We start from the raw sequence: 14,727 nt of genomic DNA on the forward strand, positions 1-14,727 counted from the left end.
ACACATAAATTGTAAAAAATGAAAAAATTAAATAAATTTTTATTCATACTTGTTGCTATTTGTATGGTAACATCTGTTCACGCACAAGTGGATAGAACAAAAGCTCCTGCTGCAGGTCCTGCACCTAAAGTTCAGTTGGGCGATTACGACACATTTACTTTGAAAAATGGTTTGAAAGTATTGGTTGTTGAAAACCATAAACTTCCAAAAGTTAATTTTTCGTTGAATTTAAATAACGACCCAATTGTTGAAGGTGATAAAACGGGTTTTACCTCTTTTGCTGGCGAGTTGATAGGAACTGGAACAACAACTAAAAATTATGCTCAGATTTCAGAAGAGATTGATTTTATTGGTGCTCGTTTAAGAACTTCGGCTTCAGGTGCAAGTGCTAGTGGTTTGTCTCGTTACAAAGAACAAATCATGGCAATGATGGCAGATGTTATATTAAATCCATCTTTCCCACAAGATGAATTTGATAAAATTGTAAAGCAATCTTTATCAGGATTAGAATCATCGAAAAACGATCCGAACTCTATTTCATCGAATATGAGAAGTCGTATTGTTTACGGAGCCAATCACCCTTATGGTGATGTGATGACTAAAGCGACTGTTGAGAATATTAAAGTTGAGGATTGTAAGAATTACTACAACACTTACTTTAAGCCTAACGTAGCTGTTCTTGCTATTGTTGGTGATATCACAACTCGTGAAGCTAAAAAAATGGTGAAGAAATATTTCGGGAAATGGGAAAAAGGAGACGTTCCTACTATGAAATACGATATGCCTGCTAAGATGGAAGGAAAACGTGTTGTGTTGGCAAATAAAGATGCTGCATCTCAATCGTTAATCCAAATTATCAACACATTCGAATTGAAGAAAGCGAATCCTGATGTGATTCCTGCAAAAGTGATGAATGCGATGTTGGGTTCAGGTTTTTCTGGCTTATTATTCAAGAATCTTCGTGAAGATAAAGCTTACACTTATGGTGCTTATTCTAGTATTTCTGATGATAAATTGGTTGGTTTTTTTAGAACAACATCGAATGTAAAAGCTGCTGTTACTGATAGTGCTTTTGTTCAGATGGTGGTAGAAATAGATCGTATTCGCGATACTAAATTGACTCAAGATCATTTGAATATGACAAAAGCAGCTATGGCAGGTGATTTTGCTAGAGCTCTTGAAAGACCTTCAACTATTGCAAGTTTTGCTATGTCTATCGAGCGTAATAACTTACCAGCTGACTATTATGCAACCTATTTAGAGAAATTAGATAAGGTGAGCTTGGAAGATATTCAGGCTATGGCTAAGAAATATATCGATCCGAACAATGCTGTTTATTTAGTTGTTGGTGATAAAAAACACAAAGAGAGATTAGCTAAGCTAAGTTCTGAAGGTGTTGTTGAGGAATACGATTTCAAAGGCGATATCGTAAAAGAAGATCCAAATGCAATTCCAGAAGGTTTAACGGCTAATATGGTTATCGATACGTATATCAATGCTATTGGTGGACGAGAGATGCTTGAAAGTATTAAAGACATGAGTGTGAAAGGTCAAATGAAAATGGGACCTATGAGCATTAATGTTGAGCAAGCTTACAAGAACAACGAGAAATTTGCCATGTCGATGGTAATGAACGGACAAGTTTTGCAAGCGATTAAATATAACGGTACTTCAGCTAAGGTTATGGCTCAAGGTCAGGAAAACCAAGCTAATGCAGAGCAATTGAAAGGTTTCAAGATGCAAGCTCAAATGTTTGCTGAACTTAAGTTTGCTGAACTAGGTTTCACATCGAAAATTGCGGGCACCGAAATGATTGATGGTAAGAAAGCTTATAAACTTGAAGTTGTAGGTACTGATGGAATTACAAAATTTGATTTCTACTGTGCAACTACAGGTTTGAAACTTAAGACTGTAGCTCAACAGAATGGTATGGCTGTTACAATGCTTTATAATGATTATAAAGATGTTGATGGTTTGAAGTTTCCATTTTCTACTTTAACGAAAATGGGACCTCAGGAAATGCCTTTAACTATTACTAGTTTAGAGCTTAATAAAGATATTAAGGATGAATTGTTCAACTAATAACTGAACAGGATAGAATGAAATGGCCACCTTAGGTGGCCATTTTTTTGTTTTAATAATATTGCTTTAAGTCTATTTTATGCTTTGCAGTACCCTGTTTTAGGGAGTTGATATAAATATTTGAAAAATAACAGGAAGTGTTTGGTGATTTGTAAATTGTTTCTACCTTTGCGCACCGATTCAGGAGCGTAATTAGTGGTTAGTTAATCGCAATGATCGAATCGATTGTTTCAATATGGTTATATAAGGATTTAGGGTTAAATTCGTATTGAAAATTAATTTTGGGTTAGAAGAAAAAGGCAGGTGGGGACCTGCCTTTTTCGTTTTCTATCATTTCCTATTTTTATTCTTCTTCTGTTTCTGGCGACATATATTTATAAACAATACCAGCAATAATGGCTCCAGCTATTGGTGCCAACCAGAACAACCACAATTGTCCCATTGCCCAATCACCAACAAAAAAAGCCTGACTTGTACTACGTGCAGGATTTACCGATGTATTAGTTACTGGAATACTTATAAGATGAATAAGAGTTAAGCCTAAACCTATAGCTAAACCTGCGAAACCTTTGGGAGCTTTCGAATGCGTTGCTCCAAGTATGATCATTAGAAACATGAAAGTCATCACCACTTCACAAACTAAAGCAGCAAGCATGCTGTAACCTCCTGGTGAATGCTCTGCGTAGCCATTGGCTGCAAACCCACCCATCTCGAAGCCTGATTTGCCCGAAGCAATAAGATAAAGAATACCTGCACCAGCTATGCCACCCAATACCTGAGCTGCAATATAAGGGAGTAATTCTTTTTTGTCGAAACGTCCGCCAACCCATAAGCCAATGGATACTGCAGGGTTAAGATGACAACCTGAAATATGTCCGATTGCATAAGCCATTGTCACAACGGTTAATCCAAATGCAATAGCGACGCCTACAAATCCAATTCCTAATTCAGGATAAGCAGCTGCCAGTACAGCACTACCACATCCACCTAATACAAGCCAAAGTGTTCCTATAAATTCTGCAATTAATTTCTTCATAGTTTGATTTATTAAGATTAATATTTGGATTTTGTTTGATGTATTTGTTTTTGCTACGATGAAAATATTCATTTAAAATTCGACCATCAAACCAATAGAAGGAAGAATAGTTCCAGATTCATAATTGTAATTACGAATACTATAGGCAAGAGGGTTGTTTGGATCTTCTAGTGGTTGTCCTTCATCGTCGCTAAGAACATTTACATAACTGCGTGTGTTTGCCTTAAAATTATAAATGTTTTGAATATCGATATAAGCATCCACAGACCATTTTTTGATAAACCATTTTTTATCTATCCTAATATCCAGGGAATGAAATATTCCATTTCGTTTTTCATTTAATCGATCCCAATCGGGTATACCTTGATGAGTTACATCCCAAATTTCTTTTAAAGCTGAAAGCTTTTCATCGAAAGGCGTATATGGAGCTGGGCCTAATAGACGAAATTTAAGTCCTGCTTCCCAATTGTTCATTAGCTTTTTACCAGCTGTGATGTTCAGAATGTGTTTGTTATCCCAAGCTGAAGGACGGTATTGGCCATGCTTGTCTTTAAATTCACTTCGAACCCAGGTATAGGATACGATTCCGTAAATAGAGGTGCTTAGTTTCTGTTGGAAAAGGAATTCTAAGCCATACGACCTACCTTCTGAGATCGATTTAGCTGCTTCGTTTCCTATTACTCCAAAATCTCCACCTAAGTTGGCCATAGAGATGCTATCGGTTAACAAGAAAGGGTAGTTGTCGTATTTTTTATAGAACCCCTCAATACTAATTTTAGAATAGGGCGTTGGGTTGTAATCCCAGCCTCCAACAATATGATCTACTTGGATGTAAGTGATTTTATTCGTTTTGTTTATCAATTCATTTTGATTGTTTCGATACCCCATAACTGTATAAGCTGGTAACTGAAAGTATCGTCCAAGATTAAAATTGAGGTTGAATTTGGAATTAAGAGCATAAGAGGCTGACATCCGGGGTGAAATTTGTTTAAGAGGATTATGCATTGATGTGGAATAATCTGAAAATTCGTGTCTAATACCAAAAGATAAACTCAACTTCTCATTTAAAATCTTTCGACTCAGTTGAGAAAAAATAGCATATTTTCCAAAATTTAATTTTGAATTAAATCGGACTATAGAAACTTCTCCATTTTGTTCTTCTTTGTTGAAAGTGTTATTGGCGTATTTTACAAGGTCGATTGATGATCCAATATTCCATTTCCATCCATTTATTCTCTTGGTACTTTCAAATTTAAATTTGTTTTCAATTTCATGAGATGTGTAGTCTAAGATCAAAAAATCGGCATTTTCAATATTATCTTTGTATTTGATTGCCTCATTATACAAGTGATTTCGACTTAGGATAAAGCTTTGATAGCTATTATTAGAGTAATGAATCCATTTGGCACCTAAACTATAGTTCCATTGTGTGTTTATGGGTAAATTAGCTAGGATATATCGGTTCATCACATCTTTGTTTGATTGTGATTCTTTTTTTACAGAGGAGGTATTTAATTCAATATTATCTATGGCTCCTAATCCAATTAGTGTTAATTTATTTTTACTATCTATTTTGATATTCTGCTTGTACTGTGCGTCGTTATAGGTGGGCAAAAATGGAAGTTTAAGTGCTTTGAAAAGTAATTGAAGATAAGATCGCCTTACTGAAAAGATAAAAGTTGACTTAGGTCCCATGGGGCCTTCGAGACTTAAACCAAAATCGCTTGAACCAACAGTTACTGTACCTGATAATTTTTCATCATTCCCATTTCGTTGCTTAAAATCGAGAATGGAACTAAGGGCATTGCCTTTACTTGCAGGAAAAGCACCAGCATAAAAATCGAGCTCTCTTATGAAATTGACATTGAGCATTCCTACTGGGCCACCAGATGCTCCTTGAGTTGCAAAGTGATTGATATTAGCCACTTCTATGCCATCTAAATAGAAACGGTTTTCGTTTGGACTACCTCCGCGAACAATAATATCGTTACGAAAAGAAAGGGTTGAAGCCACGCCAGGAAAAACTTGAATAACCTTTGATATATCACGATTACCCCCTGGGTTACGAAAGATTTCAGTTGCATTTATGGTATGCATGCTCAGCGGACTTTCTTGAGTTTTATCAAAAGGAGCTGCCGTAACTTTTACTTCTTCAAGTTCTTTAATGTTTTCTTGAAGTGGGATGTTTAAGACATAGGGTTTTGTATTATTAATTCGGAGCTCGTAGATTATTTTTTTTTCGAAACCCAAACTGCTAAAAATTAAGTTGTAATAGCCAGGATTAAGATTCTCCAATTTATAGTTACCATTGATGTCCGTGCTAGTACCTCGAGTGGTGTTTGCAATTACAATATTGGCAAAAGGAATATCTTCATTGTTGATTCGATTATATACACGTCCTTTAATCACACCAGATTGAGCCCATGAGGAGCTTGTAGGAAATAGTAGTAGTAGAAATATGAATCTGTAAAATCTCATATTTTTAGTTTCATGTATCTCTAATTTAATATTTTATGTTGATATGATAAAAAAAAATCCCAACTAAATGAATAGTTGGGATTCCTGTATGGCATGTTTTCCTTATTTTATTAGGGTTTCTTCAATAATTAAATCGTATGAATAGCCAGCACCGAATTCTTTTTTTAGATAAACAGTACCTTCAATAGTGATCACTTGCCCCATTTTGGCTTTATTCTGGGTCGTAAAAGTTAAATCATAATTGTCAGCATCAGCAGTTCCGTCCTGAATATGAATCCAATTCTTACCCATAATGCCATTGTTTACTTTAACAACCTGCCCACTAAGTTTTACTTTCTTACCTGCATACTGATCTCTATTTTTGAAAAGTTCAGCGATGCTAATTCCACCTTTAGGAGCATTAACATTAATACCTTCAACTTTTTTATCCACTTTGGGTGGCATCTTCTTGGCACCCATCTTTACCTTAGCATTAGTTGTAGGTGTGCTTGTATTATCTTGCACGAATAAAACTGTTTCGAATACTCGATCCAGTTCCTTACTCTTAAAATCTTTCATCACTAAGGATTTCTCGTAATACACATCGTCACCAACTTTTGCATCTAGTTTGCGAACTGCAATCCAGAATTCCTCACTGTTTTCAGTTACGAACAAATAAGTATATGAACTGGTTTGTAGGATCTCCTTAACCTTAACGTGGTGAGTACTGGGATCAGCTTGGGCTGGTACCTCAGTCATACTTTGACTTGTTTCCTCACCGGTACTGAATGATTGAACTTTCTTGGCATTTTCTTGACAAGAACTCAATAGAATGCTACTAACTAGCAGTGCAAATATTATTTTCATAGGGTAGATTTTTTTATTTGAGCATTAAGATACATAAAGGTATTAATATATCAATATGGAAAATGAAGTCTAATGAACAATTTATAGGCTTGTTAGATCGACCTATTTAAAGTGTTTAATTTATTCGTTAGGATGTTCCGACTTGAACTTTGTCCAATACGTATTCATAATTTCTTTCATGTCTTTTCGAAGTAAAAGAATTCCTATAAGGTTGGGCAGAGCCATTAGAGCAATAGTAATGCCTGATAGAGTCCAAATAATTGTCGTATCGGCAAATGATGCAACAAAGAAACCTATACAGTAGATGATTCGATAAGGCAATACGCCTTTGGCACCAAATAAATAGGTGACTGATCGTCCGCCGTAGTAGGCCCAAGCAATTGCAGTAGAAAAAGCGAAAAGCAATAAGCCAATTGATACAATCCAGCGTCCCCATTCTCCAAAGTAGCTTCGTGTAAAGGCTTCAGCTGTTAATGGTGCTGAGTGAATCAAGGATTGACCTTTAAAATAAGCTCCATCAGCAGAATTGTAAACACCATCTAACACACTTACTTTACCTGTTAATAGAGAATCTTGAGCATTGTATACTAAGATGTTTTCAGCAATAGAACGCGCATGTATGATAGAAAGCTTATTTTGGATTTTTCCATTCTCAACAAGCAAATCACCTGTGAAAAGAGGAAGATCTTTATTATTGCTTAAATATTTGAAAAGTTTCGTTTGATCTTCTTTGTTCGAGTCGTCATATACGTCAGCCATTATACTCATATCAGTTGATTGAAACTGATTGGGAAGTTTCTCTTTCCAAACACCTGATGAAAGAATAACCAAACCTGTAAGTGTACAGATAATGATGGTATCAATGAATGGTTCTAGAATGGCAACCATACCCTCAGAAACGGGTTCTTCGGTACGGGCAGCAGCATGTGCAATTGGAGCCGATCCTTGACCAGCTTCGTTACTAAAGAGACCTCGGTTGACGCCACGGTTAAAGGCATAGGCAAATCCAGCACCTAAGAAACCTCCAGTGGCTGCAGTGCCCGTAAATACACTAGAAAATATTGAAACGAATGCCGGTGTTATGTTCTGATAGTTGTAAAAGATAACAGCAAGGGCACCTACAAAGTAGATAATTGCCATGGTAGGGACCAATTTTTCAGTCACCTTCGCAATACGTTTAATACCACCTAAAATAACGATTGCCAAGAGTATGGCAAGTACACCACCACTCAACATCTTTTCTATACCGAATGTTGAATATAATGAGCTGGAAATAGAATTTATCTGAGGTAAACTTCCCGTTCCAAATGAAGAAACAATGGTCATGGCAGCAAAAAAGGCAGCTAACCATGGCATTTTAAGCTTGTTTTTCATGTAGTACATCGGTCCACCAGAAATGAAACCTTCTTCATCAGTTTCACGATACTTATGCGAAAGACTAACCTCAACGAATTTAGTCGTCATTCCTAATACGGCTGTCATTAGCATCCAAAATAGAGCAGCAGGTCCACCCAGATAAATAGCGAAAGCTACCCCTGCAATATTCCCTGTTCCTACTGTTCCCGAAAGGGCCGTGGTTAGGGCTTGAAAATGAGAAGTGTCGCCTTTCTCGTCGGCTTTATCGTATTTGCCTCGAACCACTTTTAGGGCATGTCCGAAGAATCGAATTTGTGGAAATTTAAGGTAAATGGTGAAGAAGAGTCCGGTTCCTAGTAGTAAAAGGGTGAACCATTGGCTTCCTCCAAGATATTGTTCTATTCCGGCTAAAAAGTCGTTAATACTGTGCATAAAAATAATAGGGTTATGGGTTAGTTTAATTTCCTGTTTTTTAGAAAATCAGTCTAATATAAAGGATAATTTTTAAAAGTTGATCACGAAAGGTAAACTAAGGGGTATTATTTATTCATGTCTTTTAATGCTTAGAATATTTATATATAATCATAATTAGACAGTGGGATAGCAAACATAAAAATGGAAAGTGTTACATTTGGATCTTTAGGACAATGAACAGAATTTAAATATATTATTCTATGATTATGAATTTTATAATCGTTGTAGCGATCGGAATTGCTCTTGTTTGGCTATTGTTAAGAGGTTTTACTAAAAAGAAATGGAGAAAGCCTAAATTAACTATTTCTAAAGAAAGTAAAACGATTTTGACTACTAAGGTCGTATTTTATAATTCACTTTCAGCTGATGAAAAATTACAGTTCGAGTATAAAATTCAGGAGTTCCTTTTGAATTGTAGAATTACTGGTGTGAATACCGATGTTGATTTAACGGATCAAATATTAGTGGCTTCAAGTGCCATAATTCCTGTATTTGCATTTCCAGAGTGGAAGTTCACAAATCTTGATGAGGTGTTATTATATCCAGGAAATTTTAATGAACAGTTTCAAATGTCCAATGCCGACTCAAATATTTTAGGAATGGTTGGGAGTGGTTATATGGAGGGGAAGATGATCTTGTCAAAACCTGCATTACTTCATGGTTTTTCCAATGAGTCGGATAAGAAGAACACAGCTATTCATGAATTCGTTCACTTGATCGATAAGATGGATGGAAGTATTGATGGTTTGCCTTCTATACTTTTAGAAAAGCAATATGCTATTCCTTGGATTGATTTGATCAGTAAGAAAATTGAAGAGATATATGAAGATAGATCTGATATAAACCCTTACGGAGGAACAAATAAGGCCGAGTTTTTTGCTGTTGCCAGTGAGTATTTTTTCGAAAAACCCAAACTGTTTGCTAAAACACATCCTGAATTATACGCCTTAATGACTGAAGTGTTCAATCAAAATATGCGATCTCGTAATTTTAAAAGATCGAAGCAGAGCTTGAGTCGAAATAGTAAATGTCCATGTGGTAGTGGTATAAAGTTTAAGAAGTGTTGTGGTAAAGGGCATTACAGTTAGTGTTGTCATTTATTTACAATAAATAGAAAGAGTTTGCCGAAAATCTTAAGAGTAGGTAGTTTATAATTGAAAAGGATAGAATGAAAATAAAATTAATTGCTGTTTTGCTATTCCTAATTGGGAATTTTGGGGCTTTTGCGCAAGAGTATAAAGTATCGATTGTCGATAAGAATAAAGCGATTGTATTAACCAATCAAGCTATTGAAAAAGTGAAAGCCGACCAAGTGGATGATGCATTTAAGCTTTTGGTTGAAGCAATCGCCATAGATTCTACAAATCGTAATTCATACTTGCAATTATATAGGGTTGCTATGAACGATCCTAAACGAACTGATATAGCTATTTCCATTTTGCAAAAATCAAAAAAGATATTTCAGCAGGATGATGAAATTTGTTATTATTTGGGAGAAATATATAATTCTAAAGGAGAAGTGAAGAGAGCAATGTCGGAATATAGTATGGCCATCGCTTACAGTAAACTGAATGGAGAAGATTTTCATTTGGTACCTCGGTACTATTTTAATCGAGCCAATATTTGCTTGGGAAAAAACATGATTAGTACAGCTGTTTTAGATTATACCTATGCACTTAATTTAAAGCCAGATTATGGTGCCGCTTATGCAAACAGAGGTATTTGTTTATACAAGATGGGAGAGATTGAAGCTGCATGCAAAGATTGGAAAAAAGCAGTTAAGCTAGGGATAAGCCAGGCGGAAGAATATGTGAAGAGAAACTGTAATACCGAAGTATCTAAATAATATTAAGGAATAGCACACGTGTGTTGTTCCTTTCTTATTGCCTCTTCGAGCTCTTTTGTTAATTTTGCAGAAGAAATAACTAAGATTGTATAGAAGCGCGTGATATATCCAGAAAATTTTGAAACGAAAATAAGGTTCGATAAAGTTCGAGAACTGCTAAAGAAACAATGTTTAAGTGCTCTTGGGCGCGATTTGGTTGATGGACTTAAATTTTCAGAGTCCTTTAATCGTGTTACTCGCCGAGTTAACGAAACCAATGAATTTAAGACTATTTGTCTTGTGGAAGAGAATTTTCCTCTAGGGCATTTTATTGATGTACGCCAAAGTTTAGAGAAAATTCGAATTGATGGAGCTTATCTAGAACTTGAGGAGTTGTTTAATTTAAAGCGCTCTTTGGAATCGATATCTGCTATTCTACGCTTTTTCAAGAATAAAGAGGAGGGAAGTTATCCTTATTTAATGAGATTGACAGGGAATGTGAAAATGTACCCTTATATTTTCGATAGGCTAAATGCAATACTGACCAAGCATGGTCGAATGAAAGACAATGCTTCTCCAGAGTTGATGCAAATACGTAGTAGTCTGACTCAAAAGCAAGCTTCAATTTCAAGACGAATGCAATCTCTTTTGCGTGCCGCTCAGAAGGATGGTTGGGTTGATCAGGATGTATCTTTATCTGTTCGCGATGGACGAACAGTAATTCCCGTTACTTCAGCCTACAAGCGTAAGGTAAAAGGTATTGTGCATGATGAGTCTGCAACTGGTAAAACATCCTATATAGAGCCTGCCGAGATTGTAGAAACCAATAACGAGATTCGTGAATTGGAATATGCCGAGCGTCGAGAAATAATAAAAGTGCTTCGTGAATTTACCGAGCAAGTTCGCCCTTATGTCGATGATCTATTCTTGGCTTATGAGTTTTTAGCTCAAATAGATTTTATTCGTGCCAAGGCAAAATTTTCTATTGAGGTGAAAGGTATTTTGCCACTTATGGAAAAGACAGCAACTGTACTCTGGGAAAATGCAGTGCACCCCTTGTTATATCTTACTTTGCAAGGCGAGGGTAGGAATGCGATTCCTTTAAATATTGAGATTAACGATAAGCAACGTATCGTATTGATTTCAGGACCAAATGCAGGTGGAAAATCGGTTTGCTTGCAGACTATGGGTTTATTGCAATATATGTTTCAGTGTGGCTTGTTAGTACCTATGGGAGAGAAATCGAAGATGGGTATTTTCGATAACATTTTCATCGATATTGGTGATGAGCAGTCTATGGAGAATGACTTGAGTACCTATAGCTCTCACCTAATGAATATGAAGCATTTCTTAAAGTATTCGAATGCTGAAACATTAATGATGATAGATGAATTTGGTACAGGTACTGAACCTGCTTTAGGTGGTGCAATTGCCGAATCGATTCTCGATAAATTGAATAGGAAACAAGTTAGAGGCGTTATCACAACACACTATACTGGACTAAAACACTACGCTTCTGAAGCTGATGGAATTGAGAATGGCGCTATGCTTTACGATTCTCATAAAATGGAACCCTTATTTCAATTACAAGTTGGTAAGCCTGGTTCGTCATTCGCTTTCGAGATTGCTCGTAAAATTGGTTTACCTGAGGAAATTCTTAAATCGGCTACCGATAAAATAGGGGGTGATCATATCAATTTCGATAAACACTTACGTGATATTGTTCGTGATAAGCGATATTGGGAAGGCAAGCGTGATAAAATACGTGTTAACGAAAAGAAATTATCACAGTTGGTTGAACGCTATGAAGTTGATCTGAAAGAAACCTCTGGTCTTAGAAAGGAGATAATAGCTAAGGCTCAAGAAGAGGCGAAACAGATTTTAAATAAGGCAAATAAGTCTATAGAGAAAACCATTCGGGATATTAAGGAGAGTAAGGCTGATAAAGAAAAGACTCGCGAAGTAAGGAAAGCTTTCGAAGAACAGAAAGAGGTTTTAACACAGCCTGATTTACAGGACGATGAGCGCATTAATAGAAAAATTCAGAAGCTAAAGGATAGAGAAAATAAGGTTAAGCGATTAACTGGTGAGAAAACTGCTCAGCCAAAAAGTCCGGAGAAAGAAGTCCATCAGAAGAAAAAGCAATTCGACCCATCTGTTATAGAAAAAGGCGATAGTGTGAAGCTCGACTCTCAGAGAACTATTGGTGAAGTAATCGAAGTAAATGCTAAGACAGCAGTGGTTGCATTTGGCGCCATGTTAACGTCTGTGAAGTTGAATAGATTGACCAAGGTTAGTAAGACTCAAGCTAAAAAGGAGAGTACAACATACAATCAAACTTCGGCATTGGTGCAAGAGAAAATATCTAAACGTAAACTAACTTTCCGTCGCGATATTGATGTGAGAGGTATGCGTGCAGAAGAAGCGCTTCAAATTGTAATGGATCATGTTGATGAAGCTATCATGCTCGATATTAGTGAATTTAGAATTCTACATGGAACAGGCCATGGTATTTTACGATCACTAATTCGTGACTATCTAAAAACAATACAACTCGTCCGATCTTGTACCGATGAGAAAATTCAAATGGGAGGATCAGGCATCACGGTTGTTCATATGGAATAATTAGACTAGAATATAATTATACTTAAGGCTTGCTAATTTATTTTAGTAAGCCTTTGTTTTTGATTATTCACAGAATTGCAAAATTTCCAGAATTGACATATTCATCTTTTTGAATTCTGAACAACTTGAAATTATTTATTTTGATGGTGTGTATCTTCTATATTTTCTACGAACTTCAACAGATTCACCAAAATTAATAAGTAGGCCGTTATCTATTCCTGTTGCAACAAGATAATTAATCAATTGCCTATCATGAGATTTACTAAACTGATCAACTGTTTTTAATTCTAGAATTAATATTGACTCTACTAGAATATCAGCAAAGAAATCTCCAATAGTTTCTCCATTGTAGATTACTGACATTCTATTTTGTCTTTGAGCTGCTAATCCTATTTTTGTTAACTCAATCATCATCGCTTTCTCATAAATACTTTCAAGAAAGCCTGCTCCCAGGGTGTTATGAACTTTAAAAGCTGCTCCAATTACTTTTTTGATTAATTCATCAATATCCATATAAAGTGATTTTATAAGATTGAAGATAAATAAAAATAATACTTGAAGAGTGTTTGGAAGAGAAAAATGAAAATTCTGTTTGTTTTGAAAATTATGTCATTATGTGAATTTTGAATAGAAAAAAAGGCTTGTTGATATTGAATCAACAAGCCTTTTGTAATATGTGATATTGAGGTAATCCTCTTCGTTATCTACACAAACATTGTGACAAGCACATAAAGGTAGTGAGCAAAACAACCCGCTACAATTCCGCCTACTGTATGAGAAAGAAGAGCCTTAGATGTTAATTCACGGTAGTTTAAAGTATCAAGCATAGCTGTGTGAGTACTTAAATAACCACTCCAGCACATACCCATTGCAGTAAATACAGCAATTACATTTCCATCGATAATTCCCTTTGCAATAAAAGCTTTTACAAGAGATAAAGCAGCACCTACAGCACCCAATGAGGTTACTGGGAATGCAATTAACTCAGGATGTTTGAATCCGAATAAGCCCTCGAATAACCACCAAACATGACTTGCAAGATCTGGAAGTAAGGTAACCCCTTCGTAAGCTAATCCCTGGTATCCAATAGCAGGATCTTTAGGACCGAAAGTTAGCATCATTACCATAGTTGAGATGATTAATACACCCGGAATAATGGCTAAGCCTAAATCGACGCCAGATTTACCACCATCAAGAATTGAATTCAGAAAACGGATAAATAAACCACCTTCTGATTTGAAAGAAATTTTCTCAGTTGCCCCTTCGTAATCTTGATCTTCACGTGGCTTGATGACATTCTTAATGAGGCGTTGCATTAATCGCGTTGATACAATCGCACCCATCAAAGCACCTACTAAACCAATTAGAGCTGGAATAAATAAGTTTTCATCATTACCAGGAATCTTAAGTGTGGACATAAACGTAATCACGATAAGTCCCATACCAAAGGCAGTACCAAAGTTGGTTAATGAAACCAATTGGTAATTTTTGAAGTACTTACTAAAGTTTTTGTCGTTGGCTAAACTGATAATAGCAGGGTTGTCAGATAGAAAAGTTAAAACTCCAGCTAATGCTCCAACACCGGGAAGGTTGAAAAGAGGTTTCATAAGTGGAGCTAGAATTTTTTCTAACAGACGTACGACACCAAATTCGATAAGTAATTTACCTAAGGCTCCAGATAAAACAGTAATCCCCATAATGTAGAATACTGTGTTCATAAGAAGATCCCAAGCAGTATTCATAATAGTATTTAGCATGTTTGCTACTCCCATTGAGTGGCCTACATAACCGAAAATACCAAAGAAAGTGATTAGAAACATCACGGCTTCATACCTTCTTTGTTTGAGGAAATTAGTCTCTTTAATCGACTTAATTGCGTTCATTCTGTATTGTTTGTTTTAAGGTTGTTGAATTTCGGGGCAAAAATAATTTTTTAGTTTAGTTTTACTACGCTTTTTATTATGACATTTATCATGTTTATGTGAATATGATATGTTTTAAAGTA

10 protein-coding genes are annotated in these 14,727 nt (G+C 35.8%); 4 read left to right on the forward strand and 6 right to left on the reverse strand.

The genetic code is table 11. From position 1 onward, the window contains the following. The first annotated feature begins 18 nt into the window (after positions 1-18). Positions 19-2,082, forward strand: coding sequence for an insulinase family protein (locus ACXR6G_RS15130; protein WP_458362279.1), 2,064 nt, complete (start codon positions 19-21; stop codon positions 2,080-2,082). A gap of 343 nt (positions 2,083-2,425) precedes the next feature. Here ACXR6G_RS15130 and aqpZ read toward each other — a convergent pair whose 3' ends face one another. From aqpZ to ACXR6G_RS15150, 4 genes are all read right to left on the reverse strand, one after another. Continuing rightward, the gene (gene aqpZ, locus ACXR6G_RS15135) at positions 2,426-3,118 is read right to left on the reverse strand and encodes an aquaporin Z (protein WP_458362280.1); all 693 of its coding nucleotides are present in this window, start codon (positions 3,116-3,118) and stop codon (positions 2,426-2,428) included. Positions 3,119-3,190: 72 nt separating this feature from the next. Further along, entirely contained in the window at positions 3,191-5,596 is a 2,406-nt protein-coding gene (locus tag ACXR6G_RS15140; RefSeq protein ID WP_458362281.1) for a TonB-dependent receptor, read from the reverse strand. Positions 5,597-5,698: 102 nt separating this feature from the next. Beyond that, positions 5,699-6,442, reverse strand: coding sequence for a GW dipeptide domain-containing protein (locus ACXR6G_RS15145; protein ID WP_458362282.1), 744 nt, complete (start codon positions 6,440-6,442; stop codon positions 5,699-5,701). Positions 6,443-6,562: 120 nt separating this feature from the next. Next, positions 6,563-8,230: an alanine/glycine:cation symporter family protein gene (locus ACXR6G_RS15150; RefSeq protein WP_458362283.1), complete on the reverse strand. Its 1,668-nt coding sequence runs from the start codon at positions 8,228-8,230 to the stop codon at positions 6,563-6,565. 248 nt (positions 8,231-8,478) lie between these two features. Here ACXR6G_RS15150 and ACXR6G_RS15155 point away from each other — a divergent pair, with 248 nt between their 5' ends. From ACXR6G_RS15155 to ACXR6G_RS15165, 3 genes are all read left to right on the forward strand, one after another. Then, positions 8,479-9,360 carry a zinc-dependent peptidase gene (locus tag ACXR6G_RS15155; RefSeq protein WP_458362284.1) on the forward strand — a complete coding sequence of 294 codons (882 nt, stop codon included), beginning with the start codon at positions 8,479-8,481 and terminating at the stop codon, positions 9,358-9,360. Between the two features lie 80 nt (positions 9,361-9,440). Next, positions 9,441-10,118 carry a tetratricopeptide repeat protein gene (locus ACXR6G_RS15160; protein ID WP_458362285.1) on the forward strand — a complete coding sequence of 226 codons (678 nt, stop codon included), beginning with the start codon at positions 9,441-9,443 and terminating at the stop codon, positions 10,116-10,118. Between the two features lie 99 nt (positions 10,119-10,217). Continuing rightward, entirely contained in the window at positions 10,218-12,722 is a 2,505-nt protein-coding gene (locus ACXR6G_RS15165; protein ID WP_458362286.1) for an endonuclease MutS2, read from the forward strand. 135 nt (positions 12,723-12,857) lie between these two features. Here the strand turns inward: ACXR6G_RS15165 and ACXR6G_RS15170 are convergent, their stop codons facing one another. After that, positions 12,858-13,235 carry a GxxExxY protein gene (locus tag ACXR6G_RS15170; protein WP_458362287.1) on the reverse strand — a complete coding sequence of 126 codons (378 nt, stop codon included), beginning with the start codon at positions 13,233-13,235 and terminating at the stop codon, positions 12,858-12,860. 191 nt (positions 13,236-13,426) lie between these two features. Further along, positions 13,427-14,605: a CD0519/CD1768 family membrane protein gene (locus tag ACXR6G_RS15175; protein WP_458362288.1), complete on the reverse strand. Its 1,179-nt coding sequence runs from the start codon at positions 14,603-14,605 to the stop codon at positions 13,427-13,429. Positions 14,606-14,727 lie beyond the last annotated feature (122 nt).

The organism is Ancylomarina sp. YFZ004, from assembly GCF_054254355.1.

Bases quoted from the DNA above. Each gene is read 5' to 3' on its own strand.
- ACXR6G_RS15130 (WP_458362279.1), top strand. From the start codon at position 19: ATGAAAAAATTAAATAAATTTTTATTCATACTTGTTGCTATTTGTATG.
- aqpZ (WP_458362280.1), bottom strand. From the start codon at position 3,118: ATGAAGAAATTAATTGCAGAATTTATAGGAACACTTTGGCTTGTATTA.
- ACXR6G_RS15140 (WP_458362281.1), bottom strand. From the start codon at position 5,596: ATGAGATTTTACAGATTCATATTTCTACTACTACTATTTCCTACAAGC.
- ACXR6G_RS15145 (WP_458362282.1), bottom strand. From the start codon at position 6,442: ATGAAAATAATATTTGCACTGCTAGTTAGTAGCATTCTATTGAGTTCT.
- ACXR6G_RS15150 (WP_458362283.1), bottom strand. From the start codon at position 8,230: ATGCACAGTATTAACGACTTTTTAGCCGGAATAGAACAATATCTTGGA.
- ACXR6G_RS15155 (WP_458362284.1), top strand. From the start codon at position 8,479: ATGAATTTTATAATCGTTGTAGCGATCGGAATTGCTCTTGTTTGGCTA.
- ACXR6G_RS15160 (WP_458362285.1), top strand. From the start codon at position 9,441: ATGAAAATAAAATTAATTGCTGTTTTGCTATTCCTAATTGGGAATTTT.
- ACXR6G_RS15170 (WP_458362287.1), bottom strand. From the start codon at position 13,235: ATGGATATTGATGAATTAATCAAAAAAGTAATTGGAGCAGCTTTTAAA.
- ACXR6G_RS15175 (WP_458362288.1), bottom strand. From the start codon at position 14,605: ATGAACGCAATTAAGTCGATTAAAGAGACTAATTTCCTCAAACAAAGA.